Source organism: Pseudomonas sp. stari2 (assembly GCF_040760005.1).
In the GTDB taxonomy this organism is placed as follows: Bacteria; Pseudomonadota; Gammaproteobacteria; order Pseudomonadales; family Pseudomonadaceae; genus Aquipseudomonas.
The window spans coordinates 2,813,542-2,832,717 of the sequence record NZ_CP099760.1; the positions used below are offsets into that span (position 1 = coordinate 2,813,542).

Annotated in this window: 5 protein-coding genes (1 of these 5 only partly in view); 4 read left to right on the forward strand and 1 reads right to left on the reverse strand. The window is 63.2% G+C overall.

What is annotated here, in order from left to right; all coding sequences use genetic code 11:
* From NH234_RS12820 to NH234_RS12835, 4 genes are all read left to right on the forward strand, one after another.
* Positions 1 to 269 carry the 3' end of an amino acid adenylation domain-containing protein gene (locus tag NH234_RS12820; RefSeq protein WP_367256797.1) on the forward strand. 16,000 nt of this gene lie to the left of the window's left edge, so only the last 269 of its 16,269 coding nucleotides appear in the window; its start codon lies beyond the left edge, outside the window; it ends in the stop codon at positions 267 to 269.
* A complete protein-coding gene (locus NH234_RS12825; RefSeq protein WP_367256798.1) occupies positions 266 to 14,914 on the forward strand; it encodes an amino acid adenylation domain-containing protein in 14,649 nt (4,882 codons plus the stop codon). Before NH234_RS12820 ends, NH234_RS12825 begins: the two co-directional genes overlap by 4 nt.
* 66 nt (positions 14,915 to 14,980) lie before the next feature.
* Positions 14,981 to 16,129: a macrolide transporter subunit MacA gene (gene macA, locus NH234_RS12830; protein ID WP_085733046.1), complete on the forward strand. Its 1,149-nt coding sequence runs from the start codon at positions 14,981 to 14,983 to the stop codon at positions 16,127 to 16,129.
* 2 nt (positions 16,130 to 16,131) lie between these two features.
* Complete coding sequence (locus NH234_RS12835; protein ID WP_367256800.1) at positions 16,132 to 18,090, forward strand: MacB family efflux pump subunit; 1,959 nt, start codon at positions 16,132 to 16,134, stop codon at positions 18,088 to 18,090.
* A gap of 63 nt (positions 18,091 to 18,153) precedes the next feature.
* Here the strand turns inward: NH234_RS12835 and NH234_RS12840 are convergent, their stop codons facing one another.
* Positions 18,154 to 18,927 carry a helix-turn-helix transcriptional regulator gene (locus tag NH234_RS12840; protein ID WP_367256801.1) on the reverse strand — a complete coding sequence of 258 codons (774 nt, stop codon included), beginning with the start codon at positions 18,925 to 18,927 and terminating at the stop codon, positions 18,154 to 18,156.
* Between the last annotated feature and the right edge of the window lie 249 nt (positions 18,928 to 19,176).

Consider the following 19,176-nt stretch of genomic DNA (forward strand, 5'->3'; position numbering starts at 1 on the left):
ATCAGGCTTCGGTCATTACTCGCGAATACGAAGCTCCGGTCGGCGAAGTGGAAATCCTGCTGGCGGGACTGTGGGCCGAGCTGCTCAACGTAGAGCGGGTAGGGCGCCACGACAACTTTTTTGAACTGGGCGGGCACTCATTGCTGGCGGTCAGTCTGATCGGCCGGTTACGTCAGGAAGGCATGGAAGCCGAGGTCAGGGCGTTGTTCGAACAACCGACCCTGGCCGGATACGCCGCAATTACGGAAAGAATGGAGATCGTCCTGTGAACGTGATCGAACTGTTGGCAACACTTAAAGCGAAAGACATCCAGTTAGCGGTCACCGACGACCAGTTGCGCGTACAGGGCAACAAACAGGCGCTGAGCGACCCGGCGGTGCTGGCGTTGCTGCGCGAGCACAAACCAGCGCTGATCGAGCTGATCAAGGCCGGGCAATATTCAGCGACCAAGAGCGGTCAGGTCGACGTGCCGGCCAATGTCATTGCACCCGGCACCACGCGCATCACCCCGGCGATGCTGACCCTGGCCGAGCTCGATCAGGCGACCATCGACCGACTGGTCGACGATGTACCGGGCGGCGCGGCCAACGTGCAGGACATCTACCCGCTGGCGCCGTTGCAGGAAGGCATTCTTTACCACCACGTCAGCGCCACCCAGGGCGATCCCTATGTGATGCAGGCGCATTTCGCCTTTGCCGATCGCGGACGTTTGGACGCGTTCGTTCAGGCTTTGCAAGCCGTCATCGATCGCCACGACATTCTCCGTACGGCGGTGGTCTGGGAGGGGCTGGATACGCCGCTGCAAGTGGTCTGGCGTGAGGCCGAATTGCCGGTGGAAGAGATCGACGCCGAAGGTGATGCGCTGACGCATTTGCACGAATGTTTCGATGCCCGGGAATTCCGCATGGACGTGAGCCAGGCGCCGATGATGCGTCTGGCCCACGCCTGGGACGAAGCCGGGCAACGGGTGGTCGCGACGCTGCTGTTTCATCACATGGCGCTGGATCACTCGGCGCTCGACGTGGTGCGCCATGAGATGCGCGCGTTCCTCACGGGGCAGGGCAATCTGCTGGGGCGGCCGGTCGCGTTTCGTGACTACGTGGCGCAGGCGCGGCTGGGTGTCAATGAGAGCGAGCACGAGGCGTTCTTCCGCGACATGCTCGGCAATATCGACGAACCGACCTTGCCGTTCGGCCTGCAGGATGTACAGGGCGACGGCCACGGCATCACCGAACTGAGCGTGCCGGTCGAACCGGCCTTGGGCCAACGCCTGCGGGGGCAGGCACGGCAGCTCGGAGTGAGTGCGGCCAGTCTGTTCCACTTGGCCTGGGCGCAGGTGCTGGCCACGCTTGCCGGCAAGCAACGCGTGGTGTTCGGCACAGTGTTGATGGGCCGCCTGCAAGGTGCAGAAGCCACCGACCGGGCGCTGGGCATTTTCATCAACACCTTGCCGGTGCGGGTGGACGTCGATGCTCAGAGCGTGCGCAACGCCGTGCAGGCAACCCACGCGCGCCTCACCACATTGATGCGCCATGAACACGCGCCGCTGGCGCTGGCCCAGCGCTGCAGCAGCGTGGCTGCGCCGACGCCGCTGTTCAGCGCCTTGCTCAATTATCGTCACAGCCATGGCGCTGCATCGGCCAGCGCACAAACCCTGTCGGCATGGGAAGGCATCACCACCCTGCACTCGGAAGAACGCACCAACTATCCGCTGACCCTGAGCATCGACGACCTGGGCGACGCCTTCAGCCTGACCCTGCTCGCCACCACTGAAGTCGATCCGCACCGGGTGTGCGATTACATGCTCGGCGCCCTGAACGGTCTGGTGTCTGCGCTGGAGCAGGCGCCGGATTCACCGGTCAGCCAGGTGCCGATCCTCCCGGACGCGGAGCGCGAGCAGATCCTGCGCGGCTTCAACGCCACTCGGGCCGACTACCCGCAAGGGCTGACGATTCATCAGCGTTTCGAAGCGCAAGTCATCGAACGGCCGGAAGCGGTGGCGGCGGTATTCCTCGGTGAACAAGTGACCTACGCCGAGCTGAACCTGCATGCCAACGCCCTGGCTCATCATCTGATCAGCCTGGGCGTTCGCCCTGATGACCGCGTGGCCATCGTCGCCCGCCGCGGGCTGGATACGCTGGCGGGGCTGCTGGCGATTCTCAAGGCCGGGGCCGGTTATGTGCCGGTTGATCCGGCGCATCCGGCCGAACGCCTGAGCTACCTGCTCAGCGACAGTGCCCCGGCGGTGGTGCTGACCCAGAGCGATTTGCGCGATCGGTTGCCGACGCTGGACGTCCCGGTGATCGACCTCGACCGTCGTACCTGGCCACTGAGCCTGGCCCTCGATCCGCAGGTGCCGGGCCTGACCGCCGGACATCTGGCCTACGTGATCTACACCTCGGGCTCGACCGGTCTGCCCAAGGGCGTGATGGTCGAACACCGCACCCTGTCTAATCTCGTCGACTGGCATTGCGGCGCGTTCGACCTGTGCGCCGGTCGTCACACGTCAAGCCTTGCCGGGTTCGGTTTCGACGCCATGGCCTGGGAAGTCTGGCCGGCCCTGTGTGCCGGCGCGACGCTGCACCTGGCCCCGGCCCGCGACGGCAACGAAGACATCGACGCCTTGCTCGACTGGTGGCGCGCGCAACCGCTGGATGTGAGCTTCCTGCCGACCCCAGTGGCCGAATACGCCTTCAGTCAAAACCTCGAACACCCGACCCTGCGCACACTGCTGATCGGCGGGGATCGCCTGCGGCAGTTCAGTCGTCACCGGCATTTCGATGTGATCAACAATTACGGCCCGACCGAAACCACGGTGGTGGCGACCTCGGGCAAGGTCGAAGCCGGGCAGGCGCTGCACATCGGTCGGCCGGTGAGCAATGCCACGGTCTATCTGCTGGATGAGCAGCGACGTCCGGTGCCCATCGGCGTGGCGGGGGAGTTGTATGTCGGGGGCGCCGGGGTTGCCCGGGGTTATCTGAATCGTCCGGACCTGACGGCCGAGCGTTTTCTCGACGATCCGTTCAACGGCGGGCGCATGTACCGTACCGGTGACCTGGCGCGCTGGCAGGACGACGGCACCCTCGAATACCTGGGACGCAACGACGACCAGGTGAAGATTCGCGGCGTGCGCATCGAATTGGGCGAGATTGAAACCCGTCTCAACCAGCTCCCCGGCATTCAGGAAGCGGTATTGCTGGCCCGTGAAGACGAGCCCGGCCAGCCGCGCCTCGTCGCCTATTACACCGAACAGGCTCAGGTCGAACCGCAACCGGTGGCTGAGCTGCGTGCCTGCCTGCTGGCGCAGTTGCCCGAGTACATGGTGCCGACAGCGTTCGTCCGGCTGGATGCATTGCCGTTGACTGCCAATGGCAAGGTCGACCGCAAGGCCTTGCCGGCGCCGGATCGCGCGGCGTTGTTCACTCGCCATTACGAAGCACCGCACGGCGAACTGGAAATCGCGTTGGCGCGGATCTGGGGCGAAGTGCTGCAGGTCGGGCAGGTCGGGCGCCGGGATCACTTCTTCGAACTGGGTGGCCACTCGTTGCTTGCGATGCGCATGGTGTCCCAGGTTCGCCAACGTCTGGGTGTCGAACTGGCCCTGAGCGACTTGTTTGCCAATGCCGAACTGGCAGCGGTCGCCGAAGTGCTGGCCCAGGCCGGACGCAGCTCGCAGCCGGCCATGTTGCCGGTGCCACGCGACGGCGCGCTGCCGCTGTCGTTCGCCCAGCAGCGGCTGTGGTTCCTGGCGCGGATGGAAGGAGTCAACACCGCCTACAACATTCCGCTGGGCCTGCGTTTGCGCGGCCATCTCGACGAGGCGGCGCTGCAACAGGCACTGGCACGGATCGTCGACCGCCACGAAACCCTGCGCAGCCGCTTTGTTCCGCACAACGATGACGTGCAGGTGATGATTGCGGCGGTCGACAGCGGCCTGCTGCTGCGGGTCGAGGATCTGCGTCAGCATCCACAGGCCGACGAAGCCTTGCAGGCGTTGATCCGTGAACAGGCCTCGACACCGTTCGACTTGCAGAACGATCCGTTGATTCGAGGGCGACTGGTTCGGTTGGCCGACGATCACCATGTGTTGCTGCTGACCCTGCACCACATCATCTCCGATGGCTGGTCGATGGGCGTGCTGACCCGTGAACTGATGGCGCTGTATCAAGCGTTCAGCCAGGGTGAGGCCGATCCGCTGCCGCCACTGGCGCTGCAATACGCCGACTACGCGATCTGGCAACGCCGCTGGTTGAGCGGCGAAGTGCTGCAGCAGCAGAGCAATTACTGGCAGCAGACGCTGGCCGGTGCCCCGACCTTGCTGGTGCTGCCAACCGACCGTCCGCGTCCGGCGCAGCAGGATTACACCGGCAGCAGTGTCGAGTTCCGGCTCGACGAACCGCTGAGTGCTGGCCTCAAGGCACTCAGCCAGCGCCATGGCGTGACGATGTATATGACGATGGTGAGCGCCTGGGCACTGTTGCTCAGTCGCTTGTCCGGCCAGCCGGACGTTGTGATCGGCTCGCCGGTTGCCAACCGTGGTCGCGAGGAAGTCGAAGGGCTGATCGGCTTGTTCATCAATACCCTGGCCCTGCGCATCGACACCTCCGGCGGGCTCAGCGTCGAGGCGCTGCTGGCCCGGGTCAAGACGCTGACGTTGCAGGCCCAGGCCCACCAGGATTTGCCGTTCGAGCAGGTGGTGGAAGTCACCCGGCCGGCACGCAGCCTGTCCCACAGTCCGTTGTTCCAGACCACCCTGAGCTGGGAAAACAGCGTGGGACCGGAGCTGGCGCTGGGTGATCTGGCGCTGGAAAGCGTGGGCGGCCCGGCTCGGTTTTCCAAGTTCGACCTGTCGCTGACCCTGGGTGAAACCCGCAGCGGAATTCGCGGAGCGCTGGAATACGCCACGGCGTTGTTCGATGAATCGACAATCCAGCGTTTTGTTGGCTACTTCGAGCAACTGCTGCATGCGATGGTCGCCAATGATCAGGCGCCTCTGGAACAGCTGGACATGGTTCAGGCCCACGAGCGTGAACAGTTGCTGGTTGCGTTCAACGCCACGCACGCGGAATTTTTGACGGGGCAGACCATCGCGCAGCGATTCGAAGCGCAAGTGATCGAGCGGCCCGAAGCGGTCGCGGCGGTCAGTCAGGGGCAGGCGTTGACCTTTGCCGAGCTGAACCGGCAGGCCAACACCTTGGCTCATCACCTGATCGGGCTGGGCGTTCGTCCTGACGATCGTGTGGCCATCGTTGCCCGACGCGGGCTGGATACGCTGGTCGGGCTGGTGGCCATTCTCAAGGCCGGCGCCGGTTATGTGCCGGTGGATCCGGCGCATCCGGCGGAGCGTTTGAACTATCTGCTGAGCGACAGTGCGCCCGTGGCGGTGCTGTGCCTGAGTGATTTGCGTGAACGACTGCCGGTGCTGGACGTGCCGGTGATCGACCTCGATTTGCAGGCCTGGCCGGACACCGAGACCGGCAATCCGCAGGTGCCTGGCATGACCAGCGAACACCTGGCCTACGTCATCTACACCTCGGGCTCCACCGGCCAGCCCAAGGGCGTGATGGTCGAACACCACACCTTGAGCAACCTTGTCGACTGGCACTGCAAGGCATTTGCTCTGGGCGCCGGGCGCCACACGTCGAGCCTCGCGGGATTCGGTTTCGACGCCATGGCCTGGGAAGTCTGGCCGGCCCTGTGCGCCGGCTCGACCCTGCACCTGGCACCGGCCCGTGATGGCAGCGAAGACGTGGACGCGTTGCTCGACTGGTGGCGTGCGCAACCGCTGGACGTGAGCTTCCTGCCGACACCGGTGGCCGAATACGCCTTCAGCCAGAATCTCGAACATCCGACCCTGCGCACGCTGCTGATCGGTGGCGACCGTCTGCGTCAGTTCAATCGTCAGCAGTCTTTCGATGTGGTCAACAACTACGGCCCGACCGAGGCCACGGTGGTTGCCACCTCGGGCATTGTCGAAGCGGGACAGGCGCTGCACATCGGCAAACCGATCACCAACGCGACGGTGTACCTGCTCGATGAACAGCAGCGTCCGGTGCCGGTTGGCGTGGCTGGAGAACTGTATGTGGGTGGCGCCGGTGTGGCCCGGGGCTACCTGAATCGTGCGGACCTGACCGAAGAACGTTTCATGCGCGACCCGTTCAACCACGGCCGGATGTATCGCACCGGCGACCTGGCGCGCTGGCGCGTCGACGGTTCCATCGAGTACCTGGGGCGCAACGACGATCAGGTGAAAATCCGTGGTGTGCGTGTCGAACTGGGGGAAATCGAAACTCGCCTGAACCAGTTGCCGGGTATCCAGGAGGCGGTGCTGGTGGCCCGCGAAGACGAACCCGGGCAGGTTCGGCTAGTGGCGTATTTCACTGAACAGGCGCAGGGCGAAGCGCTGGCGGTGTCCGACCTGAGGGCGCATCTGCTCGGTCAACTGCCGGAATACATGGTGCCGGCGGCCTTCGTCAGACTCGAGGCGCTACCGCTGACCGCCAACGGCAAGGTCGATCGCAAGGCCTTGCCGGTGCCGGATCGCGGCGCCTTGTTCACCCGCAACTATCAGGCACCGCAAGGTGAACTGGAAACCACCCTGGCGCAGATCTGGGCCGAGGTGCTGCAGGTCGAGCAGGTCGGGCGTCAGGATCATTTCTTTGAACTGGGCGGCCACTCGCTGCTGGCGATGCGCATGCTGTCTCAGGTGCGCCAGCGGCTGGGGGTGGAACTGACCCTCGCCGAACTGTTTGCCAACGCCGAGCTCGCCGCTGTCGCCGAGGTGCTGGCCCAGGCCGGACGCTGCACGCAACCGGCGATCATGCCGGCGCCGCGGGACGGCACGCTGCCGTTGTCGTTTGCCCAGCAACGGTTGTGGTTCATGGCGCAACTGGAAGGGGCGAACACTGCCTACAACATTCCCCTCGGCCTGCGCCTGCGCGGTCGCCTCGACGAAGCTGCCCTGCAACAGGCATTGGCGCGGATCGTCGAGCGTCACGAAACCCTGCGCAGCCGCTTTGCCCAGTTCAACAATGAAGCCCAAGTGCTGATTGCGTCGCTCGACAGCGGAGTGCTGCTGCGGGTCGAAGACCTGCGCCAGCATCCGCAGGCCGACGAAGCCTTGCAGGCGCTGATTCAGGGCGAAGCCTCGGGACCGTTCGACTTGCAGGATGATCCGCTGATTCGCGGGCGCCTGGTACGACTGGCCGATGATCATCATGTGTTGCTGCTGACCCTGCACCACATCGTCTCCGATGGCTGGTCGATGGGCGTCCTGACCCGTGAGCTGATGGCGCTGTACCAGGCGTTCAGCCACGGCGAGGCCGATCCGCTGCCGCCGCTGGCGTTGCAGTACAGCGACTACGCCGTGTGGCAGCGCCGCTGGCTGAGCGGCGAAGTCTTGCAGCGTCAGAGCGATTACTGGCAGCAGACGCTGGCCGGTGCGCCGGCCTTGTTGATGCTGCCGACTGACCGTCCACGTCCGGCCCAGCAAGACTACGCCGGCAGCAGTGTCGACATCCGGTTGGATGAGCGTTTGAGCGCAGGCCTCAAGGCGCTGTGCCAACGCCACGGCGTGACGCCGTACATGGCGGTAATGAGCGCGTGGGCGATGTTGCTCGGTCGCTTGTCCGGGCAATCTGATGTGGTGATTGGCTCGCCGGTCGCCAACCGCAACCGTGCGGAAATCGAAGGGTTGATCGGTCTGTTCGTCAACACGCTTGCCGTGCGCATCGACACTTCGGGCGCGCTCACCGTCGAGGCGTTGCTGGCCCGGGTCAAGGCCCGCACGCTTGAGGCGCAGGCCCATCAGGACCTGCCGTTCGAACAAGTGGTGGAAATCACCCGGCCGGTGCGCAGCCTGTCCCATAGTCCGTTGTTCCAGACGCTGTTGAGCTGGGACAGCGGCAGCGGTGCGACGCTGGCTCTCGGTGATCTGACATTGGAAGGCGTGGCCGAGCCGAGTCACTTCGCCAAGTTCGATCTGTCGCTGACGTTGGGCGAGGCCCAAGGCGTGATCCGGGGTTCGCTGGAATACGCCACGGCGCTGTTCGATGAATCGACGGTTCAACGTTATGTCGGTTACTTGCAGCAGCTGTTGCAGGCCATGGTCGGTAATGATCAGGCGTTGTTGGAGCAGGTCGATGTGCTGGCGGAGGATGAGCGTCGGCACTTGTTGCATGACTTCAATGCCACTGACGTTGATTACGACCTTCAGCAAAGTATCCACGGCTTGTTCGAGGCGCGGGTCTTGCAGTCGCCGCAGGCTGTGGCGGTGGTCTCAGGCGAACAGCGGCTGAGCTATGCCGAGCTGAACGCTCGGGCTAACCGTTTGGGCCATCATTTGCGCGGGCTGGGCGTCGGCCCGGATGCGCGGGTGGCGATCTGCGTCGAGCGGGGGTTGGAAATGGTGGTCGGGCTGCTGGCGATTCTGAAGGCTGGCGGCGGTTATGTGCCGCTGGATCCGGCGTATCCGTTGGAGCGACTGGCCTACATGCTGGAGGACAGTGCGCCGTCGGCGGTGCTGGTGCAGGATTCGACTCGCTCGTTGCTGGGTGAAGTGTTGGTACCGGTGGTCGATCTGGATCACGACACCTGGCAATCGCTGCCTGCCGATAACTTGTCGGTCGATGGACTGACCCCGCAACACACGGCCTACGTGATCTACACCTCCGGCTCCACCGGGCAGCCGAAAGGCGTGATCAACGAGCACTCCGGGGTGGTCAACCGCTTGCTGTGGATGCAGGACGCTTATCGTCTGACGGCTGAAGATTCAGTGCTGCAGAAAACACCGTTCAGCTTCGACGTGTCGGTGTGGGAATTCTTCTGGCCGCTGATGACCGGCGCCCGGTTGGTGATGGCCCGTCCCGGCGGTCACAAGGATCCGCTGTACCTCAGCGAAGTAATCGAAGCCGAACGCATCACCACGCTGCACTTCGTACCGTCAATGCTCGACGTGTTCCTGGCCCATGGCGACACCGCTCGTTGCAGCGGTCTGCGGCAGGTGATGTGCAGCGGTGAAGCGTTGCCGGGCAGTCTGGTACGGCGCTTCAAACAGCAATTGCCGGGCAGCGGATTGCACAACCTCTACGGCCCGACCGAAGCGGCCGTGGACGTCACAGCGTGGGATTGCTCTGGTCCGCTGGAGCAAACCCCGGACAACACGCCAATCGGCAAACCGATCGCCAACACCCGCATGTACATCCTTGATGCCCAGCAGCAACCGGTGCCGCAAGGCGTGGTCGGCGAGTTGTACATCGGCGGCGTGCAGGTTGCTCGAGGTTACCTGAACCGCCCTGAACTCAGCGCCGAGCGGTTCCTCAACGACCCGTTCCAGCCAAAGGGCCGCCTGTACCGCACCGGCGACGTCGCCCGTTACCTGGCGGACGGCAACATCGAATACCTGGGCCGTAACGACGACCAAGTGAAGATCCGCGGTTTGCGCATCGAGCTCGGGGAAATCCAGTCCCGCCTGACCGACATCGGCGGCGTGCAGGAAGCAGCGGTGCTGGCTCGCGAGGATGTGCCGGGGGACAAACGCCTGGTGGCCTATTACACCGGGGCCCGACTGGAAATCGATGTGCTGCGCGGCCATCTGCTGGAGCACCTGCCGGACTACATGGTGCCGGCGGTGTTCGTGCACCTTGATGCGCTGCCGCTGAGTCCGAACGGCAAGCTCGACCGCAAGGCCTTGCCGGCGCCGGATCAGGCTTCGGTCATTACTCGCGAATACGAAGCTCCGGTCGGCGAAGTGGAAATCCTGCTGGCGGGACTGTGGGCCGAGCTGCTCAACGTGGAACGGGTAGGGCGCCACGACAACTTTTTTGAACTGGGCGGGCACTCATTGCTGGCGGTCAACCTGGTGGCGCGGATGCGTCATGTCGGGCTGACGGCCGATGTACGTGTGCTGTTCAGCCAGCCGACGCTCGCCGCTCTGGCCGCGGCGGTCGGCGATGAGACGGAGGCTGAAATCCCGGCCAACCGGATAGCACCGGACTGCAAACACATCACCCCGGACATGCTGCCACTGGTTGCACTGGATCAGCCCGCCATCGACCGCATCGTCGCCAGCATTCCCGGCGGCGCGGCCAATGTGCAGGACATTTATCCGTTGGCGCCGTTGCAGGCCGGCATCCTGTTCCATCACTTATCGGCGCCTCAGGGTGATCCGTATGTGCTGCAGGCGCAGTTCGCGTTTGCCGATGAATCGCGTCTGCGGGGGTTCGTCGAAGCCTTGCAGACCGTGATTGAACGCCATGACATCCTGCGTACGTCGCTGTTCTGGGACGGGCTGGAAGAACCGGTGCAAGTGGTCTGGCGTCAGGCGTCGCTGGTGTGTGAAACGGTAGAGCTGGACGAGAGTGAAACGGATGCATTGAGCCAGTTGCGCAGCCGGTTCGATACCCGACACTACCGCATGGCCGTCACTCAGGCGCCGCTGATGCGCGTGGTGCACAGCTGGGATGCGGTCAATCGGCGCGTGGTGGCGCTGCTGCTGTTCCATCACCTGGTGATGGATCACATTGCACTGGAGGTACTACGCCACGAGATGCAGGCAGTCCTGCTCGGCCAGGTGCGGCAGCTGGCCGAACCGGTGCCGTATCGCACTTACGTCGCCCGCACACGCTCGGGGCTGAGCGAGGAGGAGCATGAGACATTCTTCCGCGACATGCTCGGTGATATCGACGAGCCGACCCTGCCATATGGTCAGGGCAATGTAGCGGGCGGCGGCAACGGGCATGCGCAGCGGCTGCTGAACACCGCGCTGAGCCAGCGGGTCAGGTCCAAGGCCAGGCGTCTGGGCATCAGCGCTGCCAGCCTAATGCACCTGGCCTGGGCCAGCGTGCTGGGGCAACTGTCGGGGCGTGAAAACGTGGTGTTCGGCACCGTGATGCTCGGCCGCTTGCACGGTGGTGAAGGTGCCGAGCGGGCGCTGGGCGTGTTCATCAACACGCTGCCTCTGCGCATCGATCTGGGCGAGCAATCGGTGAAGGAAGCCGTGCTGGCGACCCATCAGCGCTTGAACCGCTTGCTGCATCACGAACACGCGCCACTGGCGCTGGTACAACGTTGCAGCGCCATGGCGCCGGGGGTGCCACTGTTCAATGCCTTGTTCAATTACCGCCACAGTGGTGGCGGGGGCACGCCGTCCGACGAAGTCGTGGCGGCATGGCAGGGCATGCAGTTGCTCGATGCCGAAGAACACAGCAACTACCGCCTGAGCCTGAGTGTCGATGACCTGGGCGAAGACTTCAGCCTGACGGCGTTGACCACGGCCGGGATTGATGCCGGGCGGATCTGCGACTACATGGATCTCGCAGTCGAGAGCTTGTTGTACGCGCTGGAGCGGACGCCGCAACTGGGCATCGACCAGTTGTCGATCCTGCCGCGGGATGAGCGGCGGCAATTGCTGGTCGAGTTCAACGCCACTCAACGGGACTACCCGGCGACGTTGACGGTTCATCGTCTGTTCGAGCTGCAGGTGACGAAGCATCCGCAACTGGTGGCAGCTGTGCATGGTCACACGTCGCTGACCTACGAGGCACTGAATGAGCGGGCCAATCGCCTGGCCCATTACTTGATCGGGCAGGGTGTGCAGCCGGGCGACCACGTGGCGATCCTGCTGCCGCGTTCGCTGGATCTGCTGGTCGCGCAACTGGCGATCGGCAAATGCGCGGCGGCTTATGTGCCGCTGGACATCAATGCGCCGGCCGAGCGTCAGGCGTTCATGGTCGAAGACTGCGGGGCGAAAGCGCTGTTGACCTTGAGCACTGAAACGGTTGATTACGCCGTGCGCCGGATCGATCTGGATGCGCTGAAACTCGATGCGCAACCGACGCACAACCCGGACCTGCCGCAGTCTTCGGAATCCGTGGCCTACATCATGTACACCTCCGGCTCCACCGGTACGCCGAAAGGGGTGATGGTGCCGCACCGGGCCATCGGCCGGCTGGTAATCAACAACGGTTATGCCGATTTCAATCCGCAGGATCGCGTGGCATTCGCTTCCAACCCGGCGTTCGATGCGAGCACCATGGATGTCTGGGGACCGTTGCTCAACGGCGGGCGCGTGGTGGTGATCGATCACGCAACGTTGCTCAATCCACATGACCTCGGACGTGAGCTGGCCAACACCGGCATTACGATCCTGTTCGTCACCACCGCGCTGTTCAACCAGTACGTGCAGTTGATCCCCGAAGCCCTCAAAGGCTTGCGCATTGTGCTGTGTGGCGGTGAACGCGCCGACCCGGCAGCCTTCCGCCGCTTGCTGGCCAAGGCGCCGGACCTGCGCATCGTCCACTGCTACGGCCCGACCGAAACCACCACCTACGCCACGACGTTCGAAGTGCGCGAAGTGGCAGAAGATGCCGACAGCGTGCCGATTGGCGGGCCGATCTCCAACACCCAAGTCTACGTGCTCGACGCCCGTCAGCAACCGGTGCCGATGGGTGTGACCGGCGAGCTGTACATCGGTGGCCAAGGCGTGGCGTTGGGTTACCTGAATCGCCCGGACCTGACTGCCGAAAAATTCCTGCAAGACCCGTTCGGTGATCAACCGGGCGCGTTGCTTTACCGCACCGGCGACCTCGCACGCTGGCTGGCACCGGGTCAGCTGGAATGCATCGGCCGCAACGACGATCAGGTGAAAATCCGTGGTTTCCGTATCGAACTGGGAGAAATCGAAAACCGCCTGCTGAACTGTGAAGGGGTCAGGGAAGCCATCGTGCTGGCCCGTAAGGACGGCCAGGAACCGCTGCGTCTGGTGGCGTATTTCACGGCCGATGAAGGCGTCGACAGCGCTATTTTGCGCAGCCAATTGCAGGCACGCCTGCCGGAATACATGGTGCCCTCGGCCTGGGTGCAACTCGACGCCTTGCCGCTGAACAACAACGGCAAGGTGGACCGTAAGGCGTTGCCGATTCCGGCGCAGGACGCGCTGCTCAGTCGCGCCTATGAGGCCCCGGCCAATCCGCTGGAAGAGACTTTGGCGCAGTTGTGGGCCGAGGTGTTGCAGGTCGAGCAGGTGGGTCGTCACGACAACTTCTTCGAACTGGGCGGGCACTCGCTGCTGGCGATTCGTCTGGTCAATCTGATGCAGCAGAGCGGGCTGGAAGTGACGCTGGCCGAGCTGTTCCAGCACGCCAGCATCGAGTCACTCGGCACCTTGCTCGGCCAGCGCACAGGCGTTGAAGAGCAGGATGACGGGCTGGTCGTGGTGCGGGCCGGTGGTGCAGGTACGCCGTTGTTCCTGGTCCATGAGTTCAGTGGGATGGACGCCTACTTCCCGGCGCTGGGCCTGCACATCGACGGCGATTTCCCGATCTACGGCCTGCCGGGCATCCCGTTCGGCAAAGCTCCGCTGCGCACCATGGAATGCCTGGCGGCGCGCATGGTGGAGATCATCCGCTCAGTGCAGCCACAGGGGCCTTATCGTCTGGCCGGCTGGTCGTTCGGCGGGGTATTGGCCTATGAAGTGGCGATGCAACTGCTCGGTATGGATGAGGCAGTGTCCTTCGTCGGTCTGATCGACAGTTTCGTGCCGCGCCTGACCGATCAGGGCAAGGCGCGCTGGAGCGACGAGCATGCGCACAAGCGCCAGTTGTTGCAGCACTGCACGATGTACCGGGCTTCTCTTGGTGATGCGGGGCAAGCCGCACTGGCGCATCTGGCGGTGTTGCAGACCGAACTGGAACAGATCGACTTCCAGTCGTTGTTGCAGCGCTGCCGGGACGAGCAATTGCTGCATCCGGAGATGGCCGCCGCCGCACCGCAAGACCTTTGGCATTACCTCGACCGCGAGGTCGCCCACGGGCACGCGCTGGCGCATTACCGGATCAATCCATTGGGCATCCCGTTGCATCTGTTCCGGGCTCAGGAGCATCCGACGGAGCTGTCTCGTCGTCACCCGACCCTGGGGTGGTCGGATGAAGTGCCGGCTGCGCTCCTGCATTGCATCGACGTGCCGGGCGATCACCAGAGCATGATGCAGGCGCCGCATGTGCAGGTGCTTGGTCAGGCGCTCAGTCAGGCAGTTCAGGCCTCGGCAGTGATCGAATCCCGGGCGTATCAGCCGTTGTTGACGATCCAGACCGGTCACGCCGGGCATGCGCCGATTTTCTGTGTGCCGGGGGCTGGCGACAGTGTCACCGGGTTCATCCATCTGACCGAGGCGCTGGGGCCGGAGTGGCCGATTTACGGCCTGCAACCCCGAGGCCTCGACGGCGCGACCGTGCCCCACAGCCGGGTCGAAAGTGCGGCGACGTTCTACCTGCGGGCACTTGAGCAGTTGTACCCGCAAGGGCCGGTGCATCTGATCGGGCATTCGTTCGGCGGCTGGGTGGCTTACGCCATGGCTGCTCAATTGCAGGCCGCGGGGCGCGAGGTGGCGTCCCTGACCCTGATCGATAGCGAATCGCCGGGTGGCAACAGCGTTGTGGGCAAACCGTACACCACGACGGCGGCGTTGTTGCGGCTTATCGAGTCGCTGCAACTGTCCGGCGGCAAGTCTTTGGGCATCGATGCGCTGGCCTTCGCTGAAACCGATGACGCCACGCAAATGCGCTTGCTGCATGACGGCATGGTGCGTGCCGGTGTGCTGTCCGAACGCTCGTCAGCTGATGCGATGCAGGGCCCGGTGCGTACCTTCGCCACGGCGCTGCGCACGGTCTATCAGCCGGCGCTGGCCTATACCGGGCCGGTGCGTCTGGCGCTGGTGGACGACCCGACGCTGGACGCTTCGGGCAACCAGCGCGAACAGGCAGCGATGCTCCAAGGCTGGCAGCGCGAGGCCAGGGATCTGGCGGTGTGGTATGGCCCCGGCAACCACTTCACGATTCTCAAGGCGCCCAACGTCTTCAGTCTTGCGGCGTGGTGGCATGACGGACTGACGGTGGCGGCAGGTCAAGTGTTGTCCTGATTGAAGTTTTTATCCTGGAACCCGGCCGCTGGCCGGGCTCAACCCTGAACGGAATTGTGGTCATTTATGGAACAGTCGAAGTTGCGCAAAGTCGGTCTGGGAATCGCGTTGACGCTGGTGGCCGGGTTGGTGTTCTACACGGTGCAGGCACCGGCCGAAGCACCGCAGTACCTGACCGCCACGGTTGAACGCGGTGACATTGAAAATGCGGTGCTGGCCACCGGATTGCTGGAGGGCATCAAGCAGGTGGACGTCGGTGCCCAAGTCTCGGGGCAGTTGAAGTCGCTCAAGGTCAAGGTCGGCGACAAGGTCAAGAAGGGCCAGTGGCTGGCGGAAATCGACCCGCTGGTGCTGCAGAACACCTTGCGTCAGGCGCAGGTCGACGAGGAAAACCTGCAAGCCCAGCGCCGGGCGACCCAGGCTCAGTTGCGCCAGACCAAGGCAATCTACGAGCGCTATCAGAACCTGCAGGAGGACGCGTCGATCTCGCGGCAGGATTTCGAAACCGCGCAATCGAACTACGAGGTACAGCAGGCCAACCTGTTATCGCTGGATGCGCAAATCAAGAGCGCACATATCCAGATCGACACTGCCAAGGTCAATCTGGCCTACACGCGGATCGTCGCGCCCATCGACGGCGACGTGGTGGGTATCGTCACCCAGGAAGGCCAGACCGTGATCGCCAACCAACTGGCGCCGATCCTGTTGAAACTGGCGGACCTGGACACCATGACCGTCAAGGCTCAGGTGTCGGAGGCCGATGTCATTCACATTGCGCCGGGGCAGGAGGTCTATTTCACCATTCTCGGCGAGGACAAGCGTTATTACGGCAAGCTGCGCGGCACTGAGCCGGCGCCGCAGAACTTCCTCGAAACCCCGCCCGCCGGCACGCCGAAACAGAACACGGCGGTGTTCTACAACGCGCTGTTCGACGTGCCCAATCCCGATCACCGCTTGCGCATCTCCATGACGGCTCAGGTGCGGGTGGTGCTCGATACCGCCAAATCGGTGTTGACGATTCCGGTGGCCGCGCTGGGCCCGCGCAACAACGACGGCAGTTTTCCGGTGCGGGTGCTGGACGCCAAGGGCCAGGCGCAGTCGCGCAACGTACAGACCGGGATCAACAACAACGTCAAGGTGCAGGTCAACGACGGTCTGGCCGAAGGTGACCGGGTGGTGATCGGTGATCCGGTGGCGAAAGTGGCAGGGGCATGAGCATGACCGAACCTCTGCTGCAACTGACCGGCATCAGCCGTAGTTTCACCGCTGGTGATCGTGAATTTCTGGCGTTGAAGAATATCGACCTGACGATCAATGCCGGGGAAATGGTGGCGATTATCGGCGCCTCGGGCTCCGGCAAATCGACCCTGATGAACATCCTCGGCTGCCTCGACTACGCCACGGCCGGCAGCTACAAGATCAACGGCCGGGAAACCCGTGATCTGGACAATCAGGCGCTGGCCGAACTGCGTCGCGACTATTTCGGCTTCATCTTCCAGCGCTATCACTTGCTGCCGCACCTGAGCGCGATGCACAACGTCGAAATGCCGGCGATCTACGCCGGCACGCCAGAGCCGCAGCGCCACGCCCGGGCCCGTGAGCTGTTGGCGCGTCTGGGACTGGAAGGGCACCTGACGCACCGCCCCAGCCAGCTCTCCGGCGGTCAGCAGCAGCGGGTGAGTATTGCCCGAGCCTTGATGAATGGCGGTGAAGTGATCCTCGCCGACGAGCCCACCGGCGCCCTCGACACCACCAGTGGCGAGGAGGTGATGCGCATTCTGCTGGAGCTGCACGCGGCCGGGCACACAGTGATTCTGGTGACTCACGATCCCAAGGTCGCGGCCAACGCCGAGCGCATCATTGAAGTCAGCGACGGCGAGATCCTCAGTGACCGCCGCAACGAGCGCGACACCACGGCGCTGACCAATGAGGACGCGGTGCCGCCCAAGTCCACCGCAGCACGGCGTCTGGTGGCCAGTCTCGGGTTGTTCAAGGAAGCGTTCAACATGGCCTGGGTCGCACTGATCTCCCATCGCATGCGCACCTTGCTGACCATGCTCGGGATCGTCATCGGCATCACCTCGGTGGTGTCGATTTCGGCCATCGGCGAAGGGGCCAAGCGTTATGTCTTGAAAGACATTCAGGCCATCGGCAGCAACACCATCGATATCTATTCCGGCACCAGTTTCGGTGACAGTCGATCGGCGGCCATCGAAACCCTGGTGCCGGCGGATGTGACGGCACTCAATCAACTCTATTACGTTGACAGCGCTACGCCGGTGGTCGGGCGCAATCTGTTGCTGCGTTACCGCAACATCGACCTCGATGCGCAGGTCAACGGCGTTAGCGACCTGTACTTCCAGGTGCGCGGAATCAAGATGGAGTCAGGCATCCCGTTCAGTGAAAGCGATGCCCGGCGTCAGGCGCAGGTGGCGGTGATCGATCACAACACTCGCCATCGGTTGTTCGGGGAGGGCGTCGATCCGCTAGGGCAGGTGATCCTGATCGGCAATCTGCCGTGCACCGTGATCGGTGTGGCGGCGGAGAACAAGAACATCTTCTCGTCGAGCAAGTCGCTAAACGTCTGGGTGCCCTACGAAACCGCAGCCGGACGGCTGTTGGGCCAGCGCTATCTGGACAGCATCAGTGTACGGATCAAGGACGGCCAGCCGAGCAAAGTGGTGGAAGACAACGTCAACAAGTTGATGCTGCAGCGTCACGGCACCAAGGACTTCTTCACCAACAACCTCGACAGCGTGATGCAGACCGTTCAGAAAACCAGCCGCTCACTGGCCTTGCTGCTGTCCCTGATTGCGGTGATCTCCCTGGTAGTGGGCGGTATCGGCGTGATGAACATCATGCTGGTGTCGGTCACCGAGCGTACCCGTGAGATCGGTATCCGCATGGCGGTCGGGGCGCGGCAGTCGGACATCCGTCAGCAGTTTCTGGTGGAGGCGGTGATGGTCTGTCTGCTGGGTGGCGCTATCGGTATCTCATTGAGTTACGCCATTGGCCATCTGTTCTCGCTGTTCATCAAGGAATGGGAAATGGTGTTCTCGATGACCTCGGTGCTCACGGCTGTGCTTTGCTCGACCCTGATCGGCATCGTGTTCGGCTTCGTGCCGGCCCGCAATGCGTCGCGGCTCGATCCGATCGAGGCGCTGGCCCGGGATTGAGGCTGGCACGAAAAAACCGCCGTCCTTAGCAGGAGGGCGGTTTCGTCAGAGGTGTGTGAGCCTTTAGGCCGCGTTCGAAGGGCCGCAGGCTGCCGGGCAGTCCTTCGGCGAATACATCCAGCGCATCAGCGAGTGACGTCCGCTGATGCCCAGTTTGATAGCTGCGCGTTTGAGGTAGCTTTCGACGGTGTTGACCTTCAGTTGCAACTGTTCAGCCAGTTCAGGCGCGGTGCGCCCGGCCAGCAGACCGACACACACTTCCATTTCGCGGTTCGACAGGCTCAACCCCAGTTGCTCCACTCGTTCGCAAAAGCGCAGGCGCAGGGTTTCCAGGCCCAGCAGGTTGGAATCTGATTGTTCCTGGGATTGTCCCTGGGCGTCAGTGTTTGCCGGTTGCAGGGCGTTGATGTGTTTTTCCACCATCGGCAGCAGCACCGGGGAAATGTCCTGCAACAAACTGCGCTCATGAGCGGAGAAGCGTTTTGCCGGGCCACAACGGTAGACCGAGATCACATAGCGATAACCGTCCTTGCGCCGGGTCAGGTGCAATTGCGAGGCGTCGGTGACCGTCGAGGGCTCGGGAGCGGGCAAATCATTGGCACTCGGCAGGGTGCTCAGTTCGGAATACACCGTTTCAGCCGGCAGTGGCGCTTCCTTGATGCATTCGGGTTCGCCGCGCGGTTGCGTGCGTCCGACCGGTTCCACGCGCATCTGCCGGATATGCGTGGCGTCCACCGCCAGTTGGGTCAGGATCAGGTCGTGCAGCATCCGTGGGAAATGTCGGCTGCCAGTGCTGGCGATGACCTTGCCAATGTGAGGAAACAGCTGTGAGTTCATGTCGTTCATCCATGAGTTGCAGTGTGGTACTCGTGTTCCTGAACCACCGGAAAACAGCTCCATGCCCGGCGACAGCGAATCAGGAAATTGGATCCTATCCTAGTACAACGTTTCAGCGACGGTTTAATGAAGGTGCTATTAGCTCATAACTGACGGTGAGGAGGATGTCGGGATGACAGATGTCAGAGAAATGCCTTACAGCAGAACAGGATCAATTTTATAAAAATTCCTACAAGTGACAGTTTTCAA